Genomic DNA, 15,685 nt, shown 5'->3' with positions numbered 1-15,685 from the left:
GGCACTGCCATGCCAAAGCTTATCTCTCTTTACATTCGTCAGGTCGCGATTGGGTTTGCCTTGTCCGCCGTGTTTGTCGGGATGTTGATGTATTTCAACGTGGCCAATCTCTGGCATCTGGTGAGCAGCAGCTCTGAAGGCGCGATTGCGCTGGTGGTGATGTGGGTGCTGAATGGCATCGTGTTCGCCGGCGTGCAGTTCGGTATCGCCATCATGCGACTGAAAGACGACGATCAGCCCGGTGGCGGCAAGCGCCAGATGCTGCCGGTGATGCTGGCAGAGCCGGTGCCGGTCAAAGTGGATCGCCGTACACCTCAACAGCGCCAGATCCGCCGCTGATCTCAGGCCGCAGTAAATCGCAGCGAAGCGCCCCTCCAAGGGCGCTTTTTTGTTGGGATCACTGCATGTCGTGCAGGTTGAGCAGGAAGCCGTGCCAGCCTTTGTCGAGCGCCAAGACGAGACCAAAGCCGTCCACATCCTTGGGCAGACCAGAGTGGGTGAGCGTAAGGCGCGTGCCACCGGGGGCGTCCTTCAGCTCCCATTCCACGGTACTCATCTGGCCTTCCATAGGCCCCACGGTGAAATCCCATTTCATGTAGTCATGCGGATGGGCTTCAACCACCTTGCCCCAGCACATGCGGTCGCCGTCTTTCTGGGAACGCAGCGTGTAGTCTTCTCCAACCGTGAGATCCGCATCGGAAGGGTGGAACCATTTGCCCAGCAGCTCCGATTTGGTGAGAAAGGCCCAAACACGGTCCCTGGGCACTGCGAGGAAGACGGATTTGCGAATGGTCGTGTCTTGGGAAAGTTCAGCCATTGTGCTGTCCAGCGTCATTGTCAGTCTCCTTTTGGATGTCGGTTTCGATGGCGGTCTTGAGTGCGGTGAGGCGCGCGTCCCAGAATTGGTCAAACCACCCCAGCCAATCCAAAGCAGGTTTGAGCGCCAAGGGATTGAGCGCATTTACTTTTTCGCGCCCACGCGGGGTCACTGTGATCAACCCGCCGTCTGAAAGCACAACAAGGTGCTTCTTCACGGCAGCGCGGGTCATGTCGAAGTGATCGGAGACTTCTGCGATGGTCATCGGTGTGTCCCCCAACATGCGCAGAATATCGCGACGGGTGGGGTCACCCAAAGCGCGGAAGACAGGTTGCAGGTGATCGGGCATGGGGCTCCCCCATTAATAATACCGTTTGGTACTATAAATATGTGGTACCTTTTGGTATTATGTCAAGCTTGAGTTGCATCGCCCGCTGTATTGGATATCGTCCGCAAGCAGAAAAAAACGCCGCATAGCGCATGCCATTTGAGAGAAAATTGATGCAGTGGTTGCTTCAAGACTTTGAAGACACAGAGAAGTTGGGCGAAGTTTTGCTCGCGATGGGACGCGACATTAGCTGGCACAAAATAGTGCCGTTTGTTGGCGACCTTACACCTGCGCCGGTGATCAAAGATCCGCGCTCTGTCGTCATGTTTGGCGCTTATAGTATGTGGAAGTACGCCGAAGCACAGGGCTTGCAACCGGGCGTCATTCGAATTGCTCCCTTCTTGGATCAAGAAGTGTGGCATCCATTCTTGTTAAACGGACCTGAGGCTCGGGTGATGCGCTTTGCGGATTGCCCTGCTTTCTTGTGCGATCCGGCGCAGTACTGGTTTTTGCGGCCTGTTGAGGACAGCAAAGAGATTCCCGGACGCGTTATGCAGGCTGGAGAAATTGCGCAGCTGGCGCATCGGGTTTCCAACCTGCCAGAAGAGCAACTTCCAATCGGTTCACTGCGACCGGATACAAATGTCATGTTCTCCGCGCCAAAGGAGATTGATACAGAGTGGCGTCTTTGGATCGTTGATGATCAGTTGGTGACGTATTCCCGTTACAAGCAAGCAGGTCGCGTGGGCTATGTGCATGACATCACAGAGGAGGCTCTACGTTTCGGGCGCGAGATGACACAGAAAAATGCGGGTTATGCATCCGCCTATGTCATGGATGTCTGCCAAATTGGCGACATGCACCATATCATCGAAACAAATAGCATAAACGCGGCAGGGTTTTATGCGGCAGACTTAACCAAGCTCGTTCACGCTATCGAGGCTCTTTTCACAGAGGCGTAAAGTGGCGGGCCCGCAAACGCAGCCGTGGGGTTATCTCATTCCCGAGGACCTGTATATACAGGTGGGCGCCAGGTAACCAGGCCAGGACCAGGACAGAGCCAGCTCCCTCGGAATTGCTTAAGGCCACCGGAATGCAACCGTATCACGAGAAGGGCAGCACCCGCCGCTGACCTATCTATGCCCGCACCCGCGCAAAGACAAGGGGTGGCCCGCCTGTGTCCCTTCAAATCAGAGCTTGAAATTATGTTCTCCATATGTTCACGCTGTGAGCATGGAAGAGAATTTGCAACCCGGACAGCGCCTCGCGCGCGGTGTCAGCCGCCATCTGCGCAGCCATGGCTTTGTCTCTGTTGAGGAATTTGTGCCCGCCCGCGGTCTGCGCGTGGATGTGATGGCCTTGGGACCTAAAGGCGAACTTTGGGTGATTGAGTGCAAATCCAGCCGCGAAGATTTTCAGACCGACAAGAAATGGCAGGGCTATCTTGAGTGGGGCGACCGCTATTTCTGGGCGGTGGACACGGATTTTCCCACCGAGCTTTTGCCCGAGGGCACGGGGCTGATCTTTGCGGATGCCTATGATGCGGAGATCATTCGCATGGGGCCCGAAGAAAAGCTGGCTCCGGCGCGGCGCAAAAAGATGATCCAGAAATTTGCCATGGATGCGGCGCGGCGCCTCCAGCGCTACCGCGATCCCAAGCTTTCGGCCTTGCCGGAGGAGGCGGAAGAGGAAGGCTGATCGCGCGTGCAGAGCGCGGCGACCGAAATGGGTTTTATGAGTTTGAGATCAAAGCCTTTGAACTCAAAGACCCGGGAGAGATCCTGAGCTGACCGCGCCTGAAGCCGCCCTGGCTTCTCATTCTTCAAATATCCCAGGGTATCAACATCGCAGATGTGGCAGGGGCTGCGCCCCTAACCAGCCTCACTTCACCTGACGCGCCGTGGCTGCGGCTGCGCGAATTTCTTCGGCGATTTCCTCGGCTTCCTCAGGGTCAAAATCCATCGGGATTTCCAAGCCACCGGCTTCGATGTAGATGCGCACAAAACCCTGATCGGTGGGGCCGATTTGCATGTTGGCTTCGATGTTGCTTTCGGTGTTGATGCCCATGGCGATCTCCTTGGGGTCAGTCTGATGGTCGGTCTTGGGGGTTCCATGTTGTGCCGATTGCGGTAGCGTGAACTTGCGCCAAAGGCAAGCTGTGCGCGGATCTGGCGGTTTGCGGTTGCGGTGGTGAGGCGCGTGGTGGAGAGGTCGGCTGTGGAGAGGTTGAAGGGGGGCAGGGCAGTGGATGACGGAATCACCTTCCGGAAGTTTGCCGCGCAGGATCTGGACTGGCTGGTGGAAAGCCACGCCACGCTCTATGCGCGCGAAGAAGGGTTTGATGACAGCTTTGGCCCTCTGGTGGCGGAGATCGCCCGCGGATTTCTTGTCTATCACGAGATCGGCAAAGAATCAGGCTGGATTGCCGAGCACGACGGGCACCGGCTGGGATGTATTTTCTGCGTGCGCGCAGACCGGGAGGGATTCGCAAAGCTGCGCCTGTTTCTGGTGCTGCCGGAGGCGCGCGGCTTTGGCTTGGGTCAACGGCTTTTGGACACCTGCATGGGGTTTGCGCGGGGCGTTGGCTATGAGGGCATGACGCTCTGGACCCACAAAAGCCATGAGGCAGCCTGCGCTTTATATGCCAAAAACGGCTGGCGCTGTGTGGCGGAACGACCGGTGCATAGCTTTGGATGCGATCTTGTCGAACAAACCTGGGAAATCGTGTTTTAGGTGCTTGCATCCCCCGAATGGTATCTGTAAACCGCCCCTCACAGTGCCGCCTTAGCTCAGTAGGTTAGAGCGCTGGATTGTGGATCCAGAGGTCCCCCGTTCGAGCCGGGGAGGCGGTACCATCAAAAAGCTCTCAGCTGTTATGGCTGGGAGCTTTTTTGTTTTTTGGCGTTCTTTGGGCTGTCAGGGCAGTACGGTTTGGGCTTTGAGTGTCTAGTCTTCGCCGACAGACGCGCCAAAACCCCCTGCGGACAGCGCGATCTCCTGGCGCAATGCACCTGTGATGCGGTCGTGAATCAAAATGCGGTTGTCGGTGGTCACAATGGCCACCCAGCCGTCTCCCATAGTGACCGCCTGCGCCTCTGCACCGCCGTCCAGCGTGAGGTTTTCCGGCAGGATCGGCCCATCGTCACGGAAGCGCATGACAATCAGCGCAACCACCGTTACAAGCCCCACCATCATCACCACAGTCAGGCCCGTGACCAGTAGGCGCAGAAAGCGCAGGTTGGTTGGCTCAATTGGTTCCGGAGACTCTTCCATGGCGGAAACCCTTGTAGAATTTGTGATCGCGGAAGACCCGCCCAAGCGTCTTGATAAGGCGCTTTCGCGTGATGTGCCAGTGGAAGCCAGCCTGAGCCGCACCCGGCTTGCCAAACTCATCGCTGAGGGCGGCGTGGCGCTCAATGGGGTTGCCGTGACCGACCCAAAGCACAAGGTGGCAGAGGGCGATGCGGTTGTCATCACCGTGCCTGTGGCTGAGGACAGCCACATCGGGCCAGAGGACATCCCGCTTGAGGTGATCTGGGAAGATGATGATCTCATTGTGATCAACAAACCTGCGGGCATGGTGGTGCATCCGGCACCGGGCACGCCCAATGGCACCTTGGTGAATGCGCTGCTGCATCATTGCGGCGACACGCTTTCCGGCGTGGGCGGCATGAAGCGCCCCGGTATTGTGCACCGCATCGACAAGGAAACCAGCGGCCTCTTGGTGGTGGCCAAGACCGACGCGGCCCATCAGGGGCTGGCGGCGCAGTTTGAGGCTCATACCGTGAAGCGCTATTACCGCGCGGTGTGCTACGGGGTGCCGGATGCCAATGACCCGCGCCTGCGCGGTGTGCGCGGCGTGAATTTTGAATCCGGAAACATCATGAAAATCACCACCCATCTGGCGCGTCACAAGACAGACCGACAGCGTCAGGCGGTGCTGTTTGAAGGCGGACGCCATGCGGTCACGCGGGTGCGGATCGTGCAGCCCTTTGGCAATCCGGCGGTGGCCTGTCTGGTGGAATGCTGGCTGGAAACTGGCCGCACCCACCAGATCCGCGTGCATATGGCCCATGCCGGCCATGGGCTGATCGGGGATCCGGTCTATGGCGGGCGTCGCAAGCTGGCCGAAAAGGCAATTGGCGTCAAAGGCGCAGCCGCTGCGCGCAGTTTTGACCGGCAGGCGCTGCACGCTGCTGTTCTCGGCTTTGAGCATCCGGTCACAGGGGACATGCTGCGGTTTGAAGCGCCCTTGCCTGAGGACATGGCGCAGTTGATTGAGGATCTCGGCGGGGTTTGAGCGACATTTTTCGCCAGCCATGCGTTTGAAACAAAGCGCAAATGCGTGTGAAACACTGGTCTAAAGCTGGTGCGGCCGCGTAGTAAACCCTACTCTGAGAGTCAGAAATTCACATCTGCCTATTGAAACACGCATTTGGCGACCTAGATCAATGTTAAGCAGATAAACATACGATTGGGAGGCAAGACTTATGGCAAATTATGCAAACCTGCCCGCACCGACACCAGAGGGCGGTCTGAACCGTTACTTGCAGGAAATTCGCAAATTCCCGCTCCTTGAGCCGGAAGAAGAATACATGCTGGCCAAGCGCTGGGTTGAGGAACAGGACGCGACAGCGGCCCATAAAATGGTGACCTCACACCTGCGTCTGGCGGCCAAGATCGCCATGGGCTATCGCGGCTACGGCCTGCCTCAGGCGGAGGTGATCTCCGAGGCCAATGTGGGCCTGATGCAGGCGGTCAAGAAGTTTGATCCGGAAAAAGGCTTCCGTCTGGCGACCTATGCCATGTGGTGGATCCGCGCGAGCATTCAGGAGTATGTGCTGCGCAGCTGGTCCATGGTGAAGCTCGGCACCACCAGCGCGCAGAAGAAGCTGTTCTTCAACCTGCGCAAAGCCAAGGCCCGCATCGGCGCGCTGGAAGAAGGCGATCTTCGTCCTGAAAACGTGGAGCGCATTGCCAATGATCTCGGGGTGACCGAAGAAGAGGTGATCTCGATGAACCGGCGCCTGTCGGGCGGGGATGCCTCCCTGAACGCACAGGTCGGCTCCGAGGGTGAAGGCACCATGGAGTGGCAGGATTGGCTGGAAGATGAAACCGCGGATCAGGCGGCGGATTATGAGGCCAAGGACGAGCTCGCCGCCCGCCGTGAGCTGTTGGTTGAAGCGATGGATGTGCTGAATGACCGCGAGAAGGACATTCTCACCCAGCGCCGTCTGGCCGAAAAAGCGGTGACGCTGGAAGACCTGAGTGGCCAGTATGACGTGAGCCGCGAACGCATCCGCCAAATCGAAGTGCGCGCCTTTGAAAAACTGCAAAAGCGCATGCGTGAGCTGGCCTCCAGCCGCGGGATGCTGGCAGCGAACTGAGCGCAGCCGCACCACACAGATAAGAGCGCCGGTCCTTTCAGGATCGGCGTTTTTCATTGCGGCCTACCTTGTCTCATGGATCTGTGATCTCTTAGATGACGCGGGCGGTTGCCTCTAGGGAAAGCGGAGACTAGGCTCTGCACGATCAGAGGGAGGGAGCGCTAACATGTCTGACAAAACCATTCGATGGGGTATTCTCGGGGCGGCAAATTTTGCCCTCATTCACATGGGGCCGGCGATCCATGCGGCCAAAGGCGCGCGGCTGGCGGCGGTGGCGAGTTCCAGCGCGGAGAAGGTGGCCGCTTTTGAGGCTTTCGCGCCGGGGATGCGTCACCACACAAGCTATGAGGCACTGCTCGCCGATCCGGAGATTGATGCGGTCTACATCCCGCTGCCCAACCATTTGCATGTGGAATGGGCGATCAAGACGCTTGAGGCCGGTAAGGCGGTGCTCTGCGAAAAGCCGATTGGCATGGATGTGGCAGAGATCGACCGTCTGATCGCCGCGCGGGACAAGGCCGGTATTCTGGCGGCAGAGGCCTTCATGATTGTGCATCACCCGCAGTGGCAGCGCGCCAAGGCACTGCTGGAGGAGGGGGCCATAGGCACGCTGCGCCATGTGAATGCGGTGTTTTCCTATTTCAATGATGATCCTGCCAACATCCGCAATCAGGCTGATATTGGCGGCGGCGGCTTGCGCGACATCGGCTGTTACGTGCTGGGCGGCGCGCGTTTTGTCACCGGAGAGGAGCCGGTCTCGCTGGATCACACGCGGGTGCAGATGGAAAACGGCATCGACCTCTTTGCCGATATGAGCTTCACTTTCCCCAGCTTCACCTATCAGGGCTACACCGCCATCCGCATGGCTCCGCGTCAGGAAGTGCATTTTCATGGCGACGCCGGGGTGATGAGCCTGACGTGTCCTTTCAATGCCGCCGTGTTTGATCAGGCGGAGCTGGTGCTGTCACGGCCCGATCAAAGCCGCCGCGTGGAGCGGTTCCCCGGTGTGAACCACTATGTGCTGCAGGTGGAGGCCTTTGGGCATGCGCTGCGGACAGGTGAGGCTTACCTTTGGCCGCTGGAGCAGGCCCGTGGCACGCAGGCCATGGTGGACCAGGTGCTTGCCACCGCTTAAGCGCAGCCACGCCTTTCAAATAAAAAAGCCCTCGGGGGAAAATTTCCGCCGAGGGCTTTTTTGATGTCTTTAACAGAGTTGGCTTATTCGGCCGCGTCGTTGCTCTCTGCTTCTGGCGCAGGTGCCTCTGCTGGGGCGTCCTCTGCCGCTGGGGCAGGGGCCTTCTTGCGCGGCGCGCGCTTGCGTGGCGCTTTCTTGGGCGCAGGCTTTGGCGCTTCCGGCTGCGTTTCCGGTGTTTCTACCAGAGCGCTTTCTTCGGCCACATCCACGATCAGATCAGGCTGTTCGGCCTCAGACGGGTCCACCGTTGGCATCGCTTCGTCCGCCTGCGGCTGGGCTTTGCCCTCGCCACCGTTGGCCTCACGTTCCTGGCGTTCCATACGTTCGCGGCGCTCGCGATCACGCTCTGCCTGGCGCTCACGGTTCTGGCGTTCTTGCTCTTCGCGGCGCGCCTCTTGCTCGCGCTGCGCTTCATTCAGCATGCGCTGGTAATGCTCTGCGTGCTGCTGGAAGTTCTCCGTCGCAACACGGTCATTGGAAAGCTGGCTGTCGCGGGCCAGCTGGTTGTATTTGTCGATCACCTGTTGTGGGGTGCCGCGTACTTTTCCTTCCGGGCCGGAACTGTCAAACACACGGTTGACGATATTGCCGGAGGGACGGTTGCGGTTTGACTTATTCCGCGAACGTGACTTCGAAGATCTCATGTTTTCAGCAATCCAGCCTTGGTCCATGGCGGTCGCTCATCCCGTTTCACGCCTCGTGCGCTCTGTCTTCCGGGGGCGACAATTTGTGGCTTGGTGTCCGATCGGGACGGCCCTGAAAATAGGGCATCCAGCAAAAGGACATGAACTTGATATGGCGCATTTGGTTCTCACACAAGAGGTTTTCTGTCTAGAATGCGCTCAATTGCAAAAATATCTCGTTATGTTGGGCGTTTTTGCCCGATCACCACGCGGTCACGCCCATCCAGATCCGGGAGCACGGCAACGTTGCGCAACCCGGCCTCCTCAAAAAGCGCGGCCACATCCGGCCCCTGCTGCCAGCCGATCTCCACCATCAACCAGCCCTGTGGCGCCAGATGGTCTGGCGCGCCTTTGGTGATGGCGCGGTAGGCGGTGAGCCCGTCCGCTTCATCCGTCAACGCGATGCGCGGCTCATAAGACAGCTCTGGTGCGAGGGCGTCCATTTCAACCAAAGCGATATAGGGCGGGTTGGAGACGATGAGGTCAAAGCTGCCGTCGACGGCGGCAAACCAATTGCTTTCTGTTAGCGTTATCCGGTCGGCCACGCCAATCGCATCTGCATTTTGGCGTGCGACCGCGAGCGCGTCGGCGGAAACATCGGTGGCGGTGCCGCGCGCATCGGGCCGCTCGGCCAACAGGGAAATGGCGATGGCACCGGTGCCTGTGCCGAGATCCAGCACGGATTTGAAGGGGCGTTTTAACGCCTCAAGCACCAAGGCCTCGGTTTCCGGGCGCGGGTCAAGCGTCGCCGCAGTGACCGCAAAGCTGTGATTGAAGAAGGCCCGTTTGCCCAGAATATGCGACAAAGGCTCGCGTGACAGGCGGCGGGCGACAAGGCCGAGCAGGGCGGTTTGCTGGGCCAGCGTCGCGTCGCTGCGCGCTTCAAGCGTGAGACGGTCGGCAGGTATGTCGACCGCTTTGGCCACCAGAAACCGTGCATCACGTGCGGCGCTGTCAATTGCGCCAGCGGTGAGAGAGTTCTGCGCCTGTTTGATCAGGTCAGCGATGGTCAGGCTCACCCTTCCATCTCCGCCAGTGCCGCCGCCTGTGCGTCTGCGGTGAGCGCATCGATGGTTTCATCCAGATCGCCCTGCATCACCTGATCCAGCTTATAAAGCGTGAGGTTGATGCGGTGGTCGGTCATGCGGCCCTGAGGGAAGTTGTAGGTGCGGATGCGTTCCGAGCGATCGCCCGAGCCCACCTGACCAGCCCGATCCGCGGCGCGCTCATCGGCAATGCGCTGACGCTCCAGATCAAACAGGCGGGTTTTCAGCACCTGCATGGCAATCTCTCGGTTGCGGTGCTGGGATTTTTCCGAGCTGGTCACGATGATGCCGGTGGGCAGGTGGGTGATCCGCACTGCCGAGTCGGTGGTGTTCACGTGCTGACCACCGGAGCCTGAGGCGCGCATGGTGTCGATGCGGATGTCATTCGCGTCGATCTGAATGTCCACGTCTTCGGCTTCCGGCAGCACAGCGACAGTGGCCGCCGAGGTATGGATGCGCCCGCCGCTTTCGGTGGTGGGCACCCGCTGCACACGGTGCACGCCGGATTCAAACTTCATCCGTGCAAAGACGTTTTCGCCTTTGATATGGGCGACCACTTCCTTGATGCCGCCAAGTTCGGTGGCGTTTTCCTCAAGGATTTCAAGCTTCCAGCCGCGTGCTTCGGCATAGCGCTGATACATGCGCAGCAGGTCACCTGCAAAAAGCGCGGCCTCATCGCCGCCGGTGCCGGGGCGGATTTCGAGAATGGCCGGGCGGGCGTCTGCTGCGTCCTTGGGCAAAAGCGCGAGCTGCAGGGCATGTTCTGCCTCGGGCACAGCCGCGCGCAGCTCCGGCAACTCTTCTTCTGCAAGCGCTTTCATATCGGGATCGCCGAGCATCTCTTCGGCTTCCTCAATGTCGGAAAGTAGGCGCTGATACGCTGCGATCTGCTCCACCACGGGCTTGAGATCGGCATATTCCTTGGCCAGCGCAGCAATGTCGCCGCCGCCTTCGGCCATCTGCGCCTCAAGGAACTCAAAACGCTGGGTGATCTGATGTAGTCGCTCTATCGGAACCATGTCGCTAAGTGGGACAATCTCGGGGTTTGGTCAAGGGCTGCCTTTTGGTGTAGCATGGCCTTATGAGACGGTTGTTTGTGATGATGATGCTCTTTGCGCCCCCCGCCTTGGCGGATGGGATGATCAACGGCGTGCCGGTGGATTGCTATTGCACCGACAAGCAGGGGCAGCGGATCGAGCTGGGCGAAACCATCTGTTTGCAGGTCGATGGGCGCATGTTCATGGCGCAATGTCAGATGTCGCTGAACGTACCGATGTGGCGCGAAATCTCGCCTGGCTGCCTCAGCTCCAACCTATCCCCGTTGCCCCAGAGCCGCGATCCAAGCCTCGATGCGTTTGGCATTCACACCGAAGTCCTTTTTCCCAAATCGTGAACGCGCGTTGATCTTGAGTGTGTCACCGACCTGTTGGGCGGTGGTGTAATCCGGATAAGACAGCAGTTTGGAGCGGGTCACATAGGTGATCATGCCGTCCTCTAGCGCGCCAGCGAGCACCGTTGTACGCGGTGTGCTCAGCGCTATTTCGTTTAACCGTGTGAGGCCGTCAGGGCCGGTGTCGACAATCCGGCGGGCGCTGTTTTCGCCGTCGCTGTTTTGATCAAATTGCGCCGCCACATGCCATTTTGTCGGATCACTTGGCGCCACACGCACATAGACCGCTAGAAGCGCCACCACCGCAAAAAATACCCAGATATAGCTCATCGTCGGTCTCCTGTGAGATGCGGTTTTTTGTTTGCGGGCAAGGTCTTCGCCCGCATCCTTCATGATACGCTGCCGCCTCTGTTGTGGATCAGGATCAAAGCAGATGCGGGGCGCGTCAAGCTTTCCGCAGCGTCCACCCCCACAGACAGATCAGCTCGAGCGCCACATGGGCCCCTGCCACGGCGGTTGCGCCGGTGGTGTCAAACGGCGGGGACACCTCAACCACATCGCCACCCACCATATTGATGCCAGCAATATCACGCAGGATGATGCTGGCCTGACCGCTGGAGAGACCACCCCAAACCGGGGTGCCGGTGCCGGGCGCAAAGGCCGGATCAAGCCCGTCGATGTCAAAGGTCAGATAGGTCGGGTGATCGCCCAGAATGCCTTTGATCTTTTCTGCCACCGCCACAGGGCCACTCACATGCACTTCGCGCGCATCAATGATGTTGAAGCCAAGCGTGTCAGGGTTCTCGGTGCGGATCCCCACCTGAACCGAGCGCGATGGGTCCACAAGCCCGTCTTTCACCGCTTTGTAAAGCATGGTGCCATGGTCGATCCGGTTCGGCTCATCATCGGCCCAAGTGTCTGTGTGGGCGTCAAATTGCAAAAGGCTCATGGGGCCGAACTTTTCGGCATAGGCCTTCAGGATCGGGTAGGTGATGTAGTGGTCCCCCCCCAGCGCAATGCTGGCGGTGTCGGTCTCCAGAATGCTGCGGATGTGGCTGGTCAGCGCGTCGGGGAACTCCATCACCCGCGCATAGTCAAAAGCCAGATCACCATAATCCACGATGCTGAGTTCGGTCATCGGATCATAGCCCCAGCCGTAAGGCGGATCAAAGGCCTGAATGGCGCTGGCTTCGCGGATGGCGCGTGGGCCAAGGCGGGTGCCGGGGCGGTTGGTCACCGCCATGTCAAACGGCACGCCCGTCACTGCGATGTCCACGCCTGTCAGATCTTTGGAGTAGCGGCGGCGCAGAAAGGACGTGGCCCCCCCAAAGGTGTTTTCAAAGCTCAATCCGTGCGGCGCTTTGCGCGTGAAGGCATTGTCGACCTGGGTTTTGGCATCTTCGAGCGCCATGGGGAGTCCTCATCTGAAAATTTGATCAAATTTCGTCTGTAGACACAAAAAGGTCAAGCCCTCCCGATTGCGGAAGGGCTTGTTGTGAGGCTGCTGCCTAAAATCTGGGGTGGATCAGCGTGGCTGTGCCGTTTCCACGAGCTTGGCAAAGAAAGACGCGCCAATCGGGCTGATCTCGTCGTTGAAGTCAAAGGCCGGGTGGTGCAACCCGGCGCCTTCGCCCGCACCAAGGAAGAGATAAGCCCCGGGGCGCGCTTCCAGCATGTAGGAGAAATCTTCCGCACCCATTTCCATCCACTGCTCAGCATCCACATTGGCCTCCCCGGCGATCTCGCGGGCGACGTCAGCGGCAAAATGGGTCTGCTTGGGGTGGTTGATGGTGGCTGGGTAATCCACATCCAGCTCCAGCGTCGCGTCCAGCCCGTAAGCGGCTGCGGTGCCTTTTGAAATCTCCTCAAGGCGGCGGTGGATCATCGCCTGCACATCCTTGTCAAAGGTGCGGATGGTGCCATTGATGAAGCCGCCATCGGGGATCACATTGTTGGCGCTGCCTGCATGGATCTGCGTCACCGAGACCACCGCCTGCTGACGGGTGTCATGGTTGCGGCTGACAATGGTCTGGATCGCATTGACCATGGCCACTGCAGCCACCACCGGATCAACCGTGTCCTGCGGGTAGGCCCCATGGCCGCCCTTGCCCTGAATGTGGATGGTGAAGGTATCCACTGCCGCCATGATCGGCCCCGGCGTGGTATGAAAGCTGCCCAGAGGCTGGCCCGGCACATTGTGCAGCGCATAGACCTCTTTGACTTCAAAGCGTTCCATCACGCCTTCCTGCACCATGATATTGCCGCCGCCGCCTTCTTCTTCGGCTGGTTGGAAGATCAATGCCACACGGCCGGAGAAATTGCGGGTCTCGGCAAGGTATTTGGCCGCCCCGAGCAGCATGGTGGTGTGCCCGTCATGACCACAGGCGTGCATTTTGCCTGCGACCTTGCTGGCGTAGTCCGCCCCGGTGATTTCATCCATGGGCAAGGCGTCCATATCCGCGCGCAGACCAATGGTTTCTCCGTTGCCCTCACCATTGATGATCGCGACCACGCCGGTTTTGGCGATGCCTTCGTGGATTTCATCCACGCCAAATTCTTTCAGACGCTCCACCACAAATGCCGCCGTTTCCACGCAGTCAAATTCCAACTCCGGGTGGGCGTGCAGGTGACGCCGCCATGTTTTCATCTCTTCCGCGTAATCTGCGATGCGATTCACGATTGGCATGTCTGGACTCCCCTCCATCAATTCGCTCAGATGCCTCCAAACCAAAGACTGGAGCGTAGCGCAATGGCCGAAGACCCCCTTATCCTTGATCCCAATGGCGGCATGCCGCGCCTTTTGGAGATTATGCGCCGTTTGCGGGATCCGGACCATGGCTGCCCTTGGGATATCGAGCAGGATTTCGCCACCATCGCGCCTTACACCATTGAGGAGGCCTATGAGGTGGCCGATGCGATTGAGCGTGAGGCCTGGGATGAGCTGAAAGGCGAGTTGGGCGATCTGCTGTTTCAATCGGTGTTTCACGCCCAGATGGCGGCTGAGAAGGGGCTTTTCACCTTTGATCAGGTGGCAGACACCATGTCTGACAAGATGGTCGCGCGGCATCCGCATGTCTTTGGCGATGAAAGCCGCGACAAATCCGCCGAGCAGCAGACCCGCGATTGGGAGACCGTGAAGGCCGCGGAGCGTGCCGGGAAGGCGCAGGAGGGCACGCTGGATGGTGTGGCTCTGGGCCTGCCTGCCTTGCTGCGCGCCGTGAAGCTGCAAAAACGCGCCGCACGTGTGGGATTTGACTGGCCGGATACCGAGCAAGTGGTTGATAAGATTGTGGAAGAGGCCGGTGAGCTTGCCGAGGCACGTGACCGGTTGACCCAAGATGAGATTGAGGAGGAGTTTGGCGACCTTCTCTTTGTGATGGCCAATCTCGCGCGGCATCTCAAGATTGATCCCGAAGCCGCCCTGCGCGCCACAAACGCCAAATTTGTGCGGCGTTTTGAAGGGGTTGAGGCCAAGCTCGCGGCCCAAGGCAAACGTCCGGAGCAGAGCGATCTGGCCGAGATGGATGCGCTCTGGGATGCGGTCAAGGCCGAAGAGAAAGCGGCCAAAGGGCAGGGGTAAAACCCGCGTCTGAGCGGGCGACTTGCCCCTGAAACCTGCGCCAAACAGGGGCGCAGGATTTGGCGCTGCGACGCCTCCGTTCACGCAAATATCAAACCTGAATAATTTGTTCAGGTATTGACCTGACTGAAAAACTCAAATTTAACGCAGCCCATCGAAACCATGACACCGTGAGGGATGACATGACCAAAGCGCTTTCCACCTCCATTTTTGCTTTTGCCGCAGCGGCCGTGGCTGCGCCGGCGATGGCTGATGAAGTCAACGTCTACTCCTACCGTCAGCCAGAGCTGATCAAGCCGCTGACCGATGCCTTTACCGAAGAAACCGGCATCAAGGTGAATGTGGCCTACCTCAAAAAAGGCATGGTGGAGCGTCTGCAGGCAGAGGGGGATCGCTCCCCTGCCGATCTGGTGCTGACCGTTGATATCTCCCGCCTGAACGCGGTGGTTGAGGCCGGTGTAACCCAGCCTGTGATCAGCGATGTGATCGCCGCCAATGTGCCGGAAGCTTACCGTGATCCGGAAGGCCACTGGTTTGGCCTGACCACCCGCGCACGGATTGTCTACGCTTCCAAAGACCGCGTCGCAGAGGGCGAAGTCACCACCTATGAGGATCTCGCAGACCCGAAATGGGAAGGCCGCATCTGCACCCGTTCCGGCACCCATGCCTATAACGTCGCTCTGACCTCCGCTGTGATCGAGCATCACGGCGAAGCCGAAGCCAAAACCTGGCTGGAAGGCGTGAAAAACAACCTCGCGCGCAAGCCGCAGGGCAACGACCGCGCGCAGGTCAAGGCGATCTGGGCCGGCGAATGTGACCTCGCTGTGGGCAACACCTACTACATGGGCAAAATGCTCAAAGACACAGAGCAGCAGGCTTGGGCCGACAGCGTGAACATCGTCTTCCCGACCTTTGAAGACGGCGGCACCCACGTGAACATCTCCGGCATTGCGCTGACCAAAGCTGCGCCCAACAAGGAAAACGCCATCAAGATGATGGAATTCCTGACCGGCTCCAAAGCACAGGAAGTCTATGCCTCCGCCAACTTCGAATACCCGATTGCACCGGGCATGGAAGCGGACCCATTGGTGCAGAGCTGGGGCGAATTCACGGCTGACGATGTGAACCTGATGACCCTCGCCGGTCACCGCGCCGAGGCGCTCAAGCTGGTTGAAGAAGTCGATTTTGACGGCTGAGGCCACGCGATAGCGCGATAGAATGCCAAAGGGCGGCCCCGAGAGGCCGCCCTTTTTTGTTGC

20 protein-coding genes and 1 tRNA gene are annotated in these 15,685 nt (G+C 59.1%); 11 read left to right on the top strand and 10 right to left on the bottom strand.

What is annotated here, in order from left to right; translation table 11 throughout:
• The first annotated feature begins 9 nt into the window (after positions 1 to 9).
• Complete coding sequence (locus J7400_RS05820; protein ID WP_209060719.1) at positions 10 to 339, top strand: hypothetical protein; 330 nt, start codon at positions 10 to 12, stop codon at positions 337 to 339.
• A gap of 58 nt (positions 340 to 397) precedes the next feature.
• On the opposite strand, the gene J7400_RS05815 is transcribed toward J7400_RS05820, so the two are convergent.
• Together J7400_RS05815 and J7400_RS05810 are read right to left on the bottom strand one after the other, a co-directional pair.
• On the bottom strand, positions 398 to 835 hold the full coding sequence (locus J7400_RS05815; RefSeq protein ID WP_209060717.1) for an SRPBCC domain-containing protein: 438 nt from the start codon (positions 833 to 835) through the stop codon (positions 398 to 400).
• Positions 810 to 1,166, bottom strand: coding sequence for a metalloregulator ArsR/SmtB family transcription factor (locus J7400_RS05810; RefSeq protein WP_209060714.1), 357 nt, complete (start codon positions 1,164 to 1,166; stop codon positions 810 to 812). The genes J7400_RS05815 and J7400_RS05810 overlap by 26 nt, the downstream gene beginning before the upstream one ends.
• A gap of 152 nt (positions 1,167 to 1,318) precedes the next feature.
• Here J7400_RS05810 and J7400_RS05805 point away from each other — a divergent pair, with 152 nt between their 5' ends.
• Together J7400_RS05805 and J7400_RS05800 are read left to right on the top strand one after the other, a co-directional pair.
• Positions 1,319 to 2,107 carry an ATP-grasp domain-containing protein gene (locus tag J7400_RS05805; RefSeq protein ID WP_209060712.1) on the top strand — a complete coding sequence of 263 codons (789 nt, stop codon included), beginning with the start codon at positions 1,319 to 1,321 and terminating at the stop codon, positions 2,105 to 2,107.
• Positions 2,108 to 2,378: 271 nt separating this feature from the next.
• Positions 2,379 to 2,843: an MmcB family DNA repair protein gene (locus J7400_RS05800; protein ID WP_209060710.1), complete on the top strand. Its 465-nt coding sequence runs from the start codon at positions 2,379 to 2,381 to the stop codon at positions 2,841 to 2,843.
• Between the two features lie 183 nt (positions 2,844 to 3,026).
• Here J7400_RS05800 and J7400_RS05795 read toward each other — a convergent pair whose 3' ends face one another.
• Positions 3,027 to 3,212: a DUF6324 family protein gene (locus J7400_RS05795; protein ID WP_209060708.1), complete on the bottom strand. Its 186-nt coding sequence runs from the start codon at positions 3,210 to 3,212 to the stop codon at positions 3,027 to 3,029.
• A gap of 177 nt (positions 3,213 to 3,389) precedes the next feature.
• Between J7400_RS05795 and J7400_RS05790 the strand changes: the two genes are divergently transcribed.
• Positions 3,390 to 3,878 (top strand): GNAT family N-acetyltransferase, encoded by a 489-nt coding sequence (locus J7400_RS05790; RefSeq protein ID WP_348540119.1) that lies wholly within the window; start codon positions 3,390 to 3,392, stop codon positions 3,876 to 3,878.
• A gap of 45 nt (positions 3,879 to 3,923) precedes the next feature.
• Positions 3,924 to 4,000: transfer RNA gene (locus tag J7400_RS05785), tRNA-His, on the top strand.
• A gap of 91 nt (positions 4,001 to 4,091) precedes the next feature.
• Here J7400_RS05785 and J7400_RS05780 read toward each other — a convergent pair.
• Positions 4,092 to 4,418 (bottom strand): DUF6476 family protein, encoded by a 327-nt coding sequence (locus J7400_RS05780; RefSeq protein ID WP_209060706.1) that lies wholly within the window; start codon positions 4,416 to 4,418, stop codon positions 4,092 to 4,094.
• Here J7400_RS05780 and J7400_RS05775 point away from each other — a divergent pair.
• The 3 genes from J7400_RS05775 to J7400_RS05765 all read left to right on the top strand — a co-directional run bounded on the left by J7400_RS05775 (position 4,417) and on the right by J7400_RS05765 (position 7,667).
• A complete protein-coding gene (locus J7400_RS05775; protein ID WP_209060703.1) occupies positions 4,417 to 5,445 on the top strand; it encodes an RluA family pseudouridine synthase in 1,029 nt (342 codons plus the stop codon). The genes J7400_RS05780 and J7400_RS05775 overlap by 2 nt on opposite strands.
• Before the next feature lie 190 nt (positions 5,446 to 5,635).
• The gene (gene rpoH / locus J7400_RS05770; RefSeq protein ID WP_209060701.1) at positions 5,636 to 6,532 is read left to right on the top strand and encodes an RNA polymerase sigma factor RpoH; all 897 of its coding nucleotides are present in this window, start codon (positions 5,636 to 5,638) and stop codon (positions 6,530 to 6,532) included.
• Between the two features lie 166 nt (positions 6,533 to 6,698).
• On the top strand, positions 6,699 to 7,667 hold the full coding sequence (locus J7400_RS05765) for a Gfo/Idh/MocA family oxidoreductase (RefSeq protein WP_209060699.1): 969 nt from the start codon (positions 6,699 to 6,701) through the stop codon (positions 7,665 to 7,667).
• Positions 7,668 to 7,750: 83 nt separating this feature from the next.
• Here the strand turns inward: J7400_RS05765 and J7400_RS05760 are convergent, their stop codons facing one another.
• The 3 genes from J7400_RS05760 to prfA all read right to left on the bottom strand — a co-directional run bounded on the left by J7400_RS05760 (position 7,751) and on the right by prfA (position 10,475).
• Positions 7,751 to 8,371: a DUF4167 domain-containing protein gene (locus tag J7400_RS05760; RefSeq protein ID WP_209062007.1), complete on the bottom strand. Its 621-nt coding sequence runs from the start codon at positions 8,369 to 8,371 to the stop codon at positions 7,751 to 7,753.
• Between the two features lie 218 nt (positions 8,372 to 8,589).
• Entirely contained in the window at positions 8,590 to 9,429 is an 840-nt protein-coding gene (gene prmC, locus J7400_RS05755) for a peptide chain release factor N(5)-glutamine methyltransferase (RefSeq protein WP_348540118.1), read from the bottom strand.
• On the bottom strand, positions 9,426 to 10,475 hold the full coding sequence (gene prfA / locus J7400_RS05750; protein WP_209060697.1) for a peptide chain release factor 1: 1,050 nt from the start codon (positions 10,473 to 10,475) through the stop codon (positions 9,426 to 9,428). Before prfA ends, prmC begins: the two co-directional genes overlap by 4 nt.
• An 86-nt stretch (positions 10,476 to 10,561) precedes the next feature.
• Here prfA and J7400_RS05745 point away from each other — a divergent pair, with 86 nt between their 5' ends.
• A complete protein-coding gene (locus J7400_RS05745; protein WP_247738689.1) occupies positions 10,562 to 10,849 on the top strand; it encodes a hypothetical protein in 288 nt (95 codons plus the stop codon).
• On the opposite strand, the gene J7400_RS05740 is transcribed toward J7400_RS05745, so the two are convergent.
• From J7400_RS05740 to J7400_RS05730, 3 genes are all read right to left on the bottom strand, one after another.
• Complete coding sequence (locus J7400_RS05740) at positions 10,769 to 11,176, bottom strand: DUF1499 domain-containing protein (RefSeq protein ID WP_209060693.1); 408 nt, start codon at positions 11,174 to 11,176, stop codon at positions 10,769 to 10,771. The two genes, J7400_RS05745 and J7400_RS05740, sit on opposite strands and share 81 nt — an antisense overlap.
• 115 nt (positions 11,177 to 11,291) lie before the next feature.
• Positions 11,292 to 12,257 carry an agmatinase gene (speB, locus tag J7400_RS05735; RefSeq protein ID WP_209060690.1) on the bottom strand — a complete coding sequence of 322 codons (966 nt, stop codon included), beginning with the start codon at positions 12,255 to 12,257 and terminating at the stop codon, positions 11,292 to 11,294.
• A gap of 114 nt (positions 12,258 to 12,371) precedes the next feature.
• Positions 12,372 to 13,532, bottom strand: a complete 1,161-nt coding sequence (locus J7400_RS05730) for a M20 aminoacylase family protein (protein WP_209060689.1) — start codon at positions 13,530 to 13,532, stop codon at positions 12,372 to 12,374.
• A 63-nt stretch (positions 13,533 to 13,595) separates the two neighbouring features.
• On the opposite strand from J7400_RS05730, the gene mazG reads away from it, so the two are divergent.
• Both mazG and J7400_RS05720 read left to right on the top strand, forming a co-directional pair.
• A complete protein-coding gene (gene mazG, locus J7400_RS05725; protein ID WP_209060688.1) occupies positions 13,596 to 14,426 on the top strand; it encodes a nucleoside triphosphate pyrophosphohydrolase in 831 nt (276 codons plus the stop codon).
• Positions 14,427 to 14,608: 182 nt separating this feature from the next.
• Positions 14,609 to 15,622, top strand: a complete 1,014-nt coding sequence (locus tag J7400_RS05720; RefSeq protein WP_209060686.1) for a Fe(3+) ABC transporter substrate-binding protein — start codon at positions 14,609 to 14,611, stop codon at positions 15,620 to 15,622.
• The last annotated feature ends 63 nt before the right edge of the window (positions 15,623 to 15,685 follow it).

Origin of the sequence: Shimia sp. R9_2, from assembly GCF_017743735.1 — a bacterium.
GTDB lineage: Bacteria > Pseudomonadota > Alphaproteobacteria > Rhodobacterales > Rhodobacteraceae > Shimia.
Note: the sequence above shows the minus strand (reverse complement) of the source record. Positions and strands in the feature narration are given on the sequence as shown.

Excerpts from the sequence above, each read along its gene's own strand:
- J7400_RS05820 (WP_209060719.1), top strand. The coding sequence starts at position 10 with ATGCCAAAGCTTATCTCTCTTTACATTCGTCAGGTCGCGATTGGGTTT.
- J7400_RS05815 (WP_209060717.1), bottom strand. The coding sequence starts at position 835 with ATGACGCTGGACAGCACAATGGCTGAACTTTCCCAAGACACGACCATT.
- J7400_RS05810 (WP_209060714.1), bottom strand. The coding sequence starts at position 1,166 with ATGCCCGATCACCTGCAACCTGTCTTCCGCGCTTTGGGTGACCCCACC.
- J7400_RS05805 (WP_209060712.1), top strand. The coding sequence starts at position 1,319 with ATGCAGTGGTTGCTTCAAGACTTTGAAGACACAGAGAAGTTGGGCGAA.
- J7400_RS05800 (WP_209060710.1), top strand. The coding sequence starts at position 2,379 with ATGGAAGAGAATTTGCAACCCGGACAGCGCCTCGCGCGCGGTGTCAGC.
- J7400_RS05795 (WP_209060708.1), bottom strand. The coding sequence starts at position 3,212 with ATGGGCATCAACACCGAAAGCAACATCGAAGCCAACATGCAAATCGGC.
- J7400_RS05775 (WP_209060703.1), top strand. The coding sequence starts at position 4,417 with ATGGCGGAAACCCTTGTAGAATTTGTGATCGCGGAAGACCCGCCCAAG.
- J7400_RS05780 (WP_209060706.1), bottom strand. The coding sequence starts at position 4,418 with ATGGAAGAGTCTCCGGAACCAATTGAGCCAACCAACCTGCGCTTTCTG.
- rpoH (WP_209060701.1), top strand. The coding sequence starts at position 5,636 with ATGGCAAATTATGCAAACCTGCCCGCACCGACACCAGAGGGCGGTCTG.
- J7400_RS05765 (WP_209060699.1), top strand. The coding sequence starts at position 6,699 with ATGTCTGACAAAACCATTCGATGGGGTATTCTCGGGGCGGCAAATTTT.
- J7400_RS05760 (WP_209062007.1), bottom strand. The coding sequence starts at position 8,371 with ATGAGATCTTCGAAGTCACGTTCGCGGAATAAGTCAAACCGCAACCGT.
- prfA (WP_209060697.1), bottom strand. The coding sequence starts at position 10,475 with ATGGTTCCGATAGAGCGACTACATCAGATCACCCAGCGTTTTGAGTTC.
- J7400_RS05745 (WP_247738689.1), top strand. The coding sequence starts at position 10,562 with ATGCTCTTTGCGCCCCCCGCCTTGGCGGATGGGATGATCAACGGCGTG.
- J7400_RS05740 (WP_209060693.1), bottom strand. The coding sequence starts at position 11,176 with ATGAGCTATATCTGGGTATTTTTTGCGGTGGTGGCGCTTCTAGCGGTC.
- speB (WP_209060690.1), bottom strand. The coding sequence starts at position 12,257 with ATGGCGCTCGAAGATGCCAAAACCCAGGTCGACAATGCCTTCACGCGC.
- J7400_RS05730 (WP_209060689.1), bottom strand. The coding sequence starts at position 13,532 with ATGCCAATCGTGAATCGCATCGCAGATTACGCGGAAGAGATGAAAACA.
- mazG (WP_209060688.1), top strand. The coding sequence starts at position 13,596 with ATGGCCGAAGACCCCCTTATCCTTGATCCCAATGGCGGCATGCCGCGC.
- J7400_RS05720 (WP_209060686.1), top strand. The coding sequence starts at position 14,609 with ATGACCAAAGCGCTTTCCACCTCCATTTTTGCTTTTGCCGCAGCGGCC.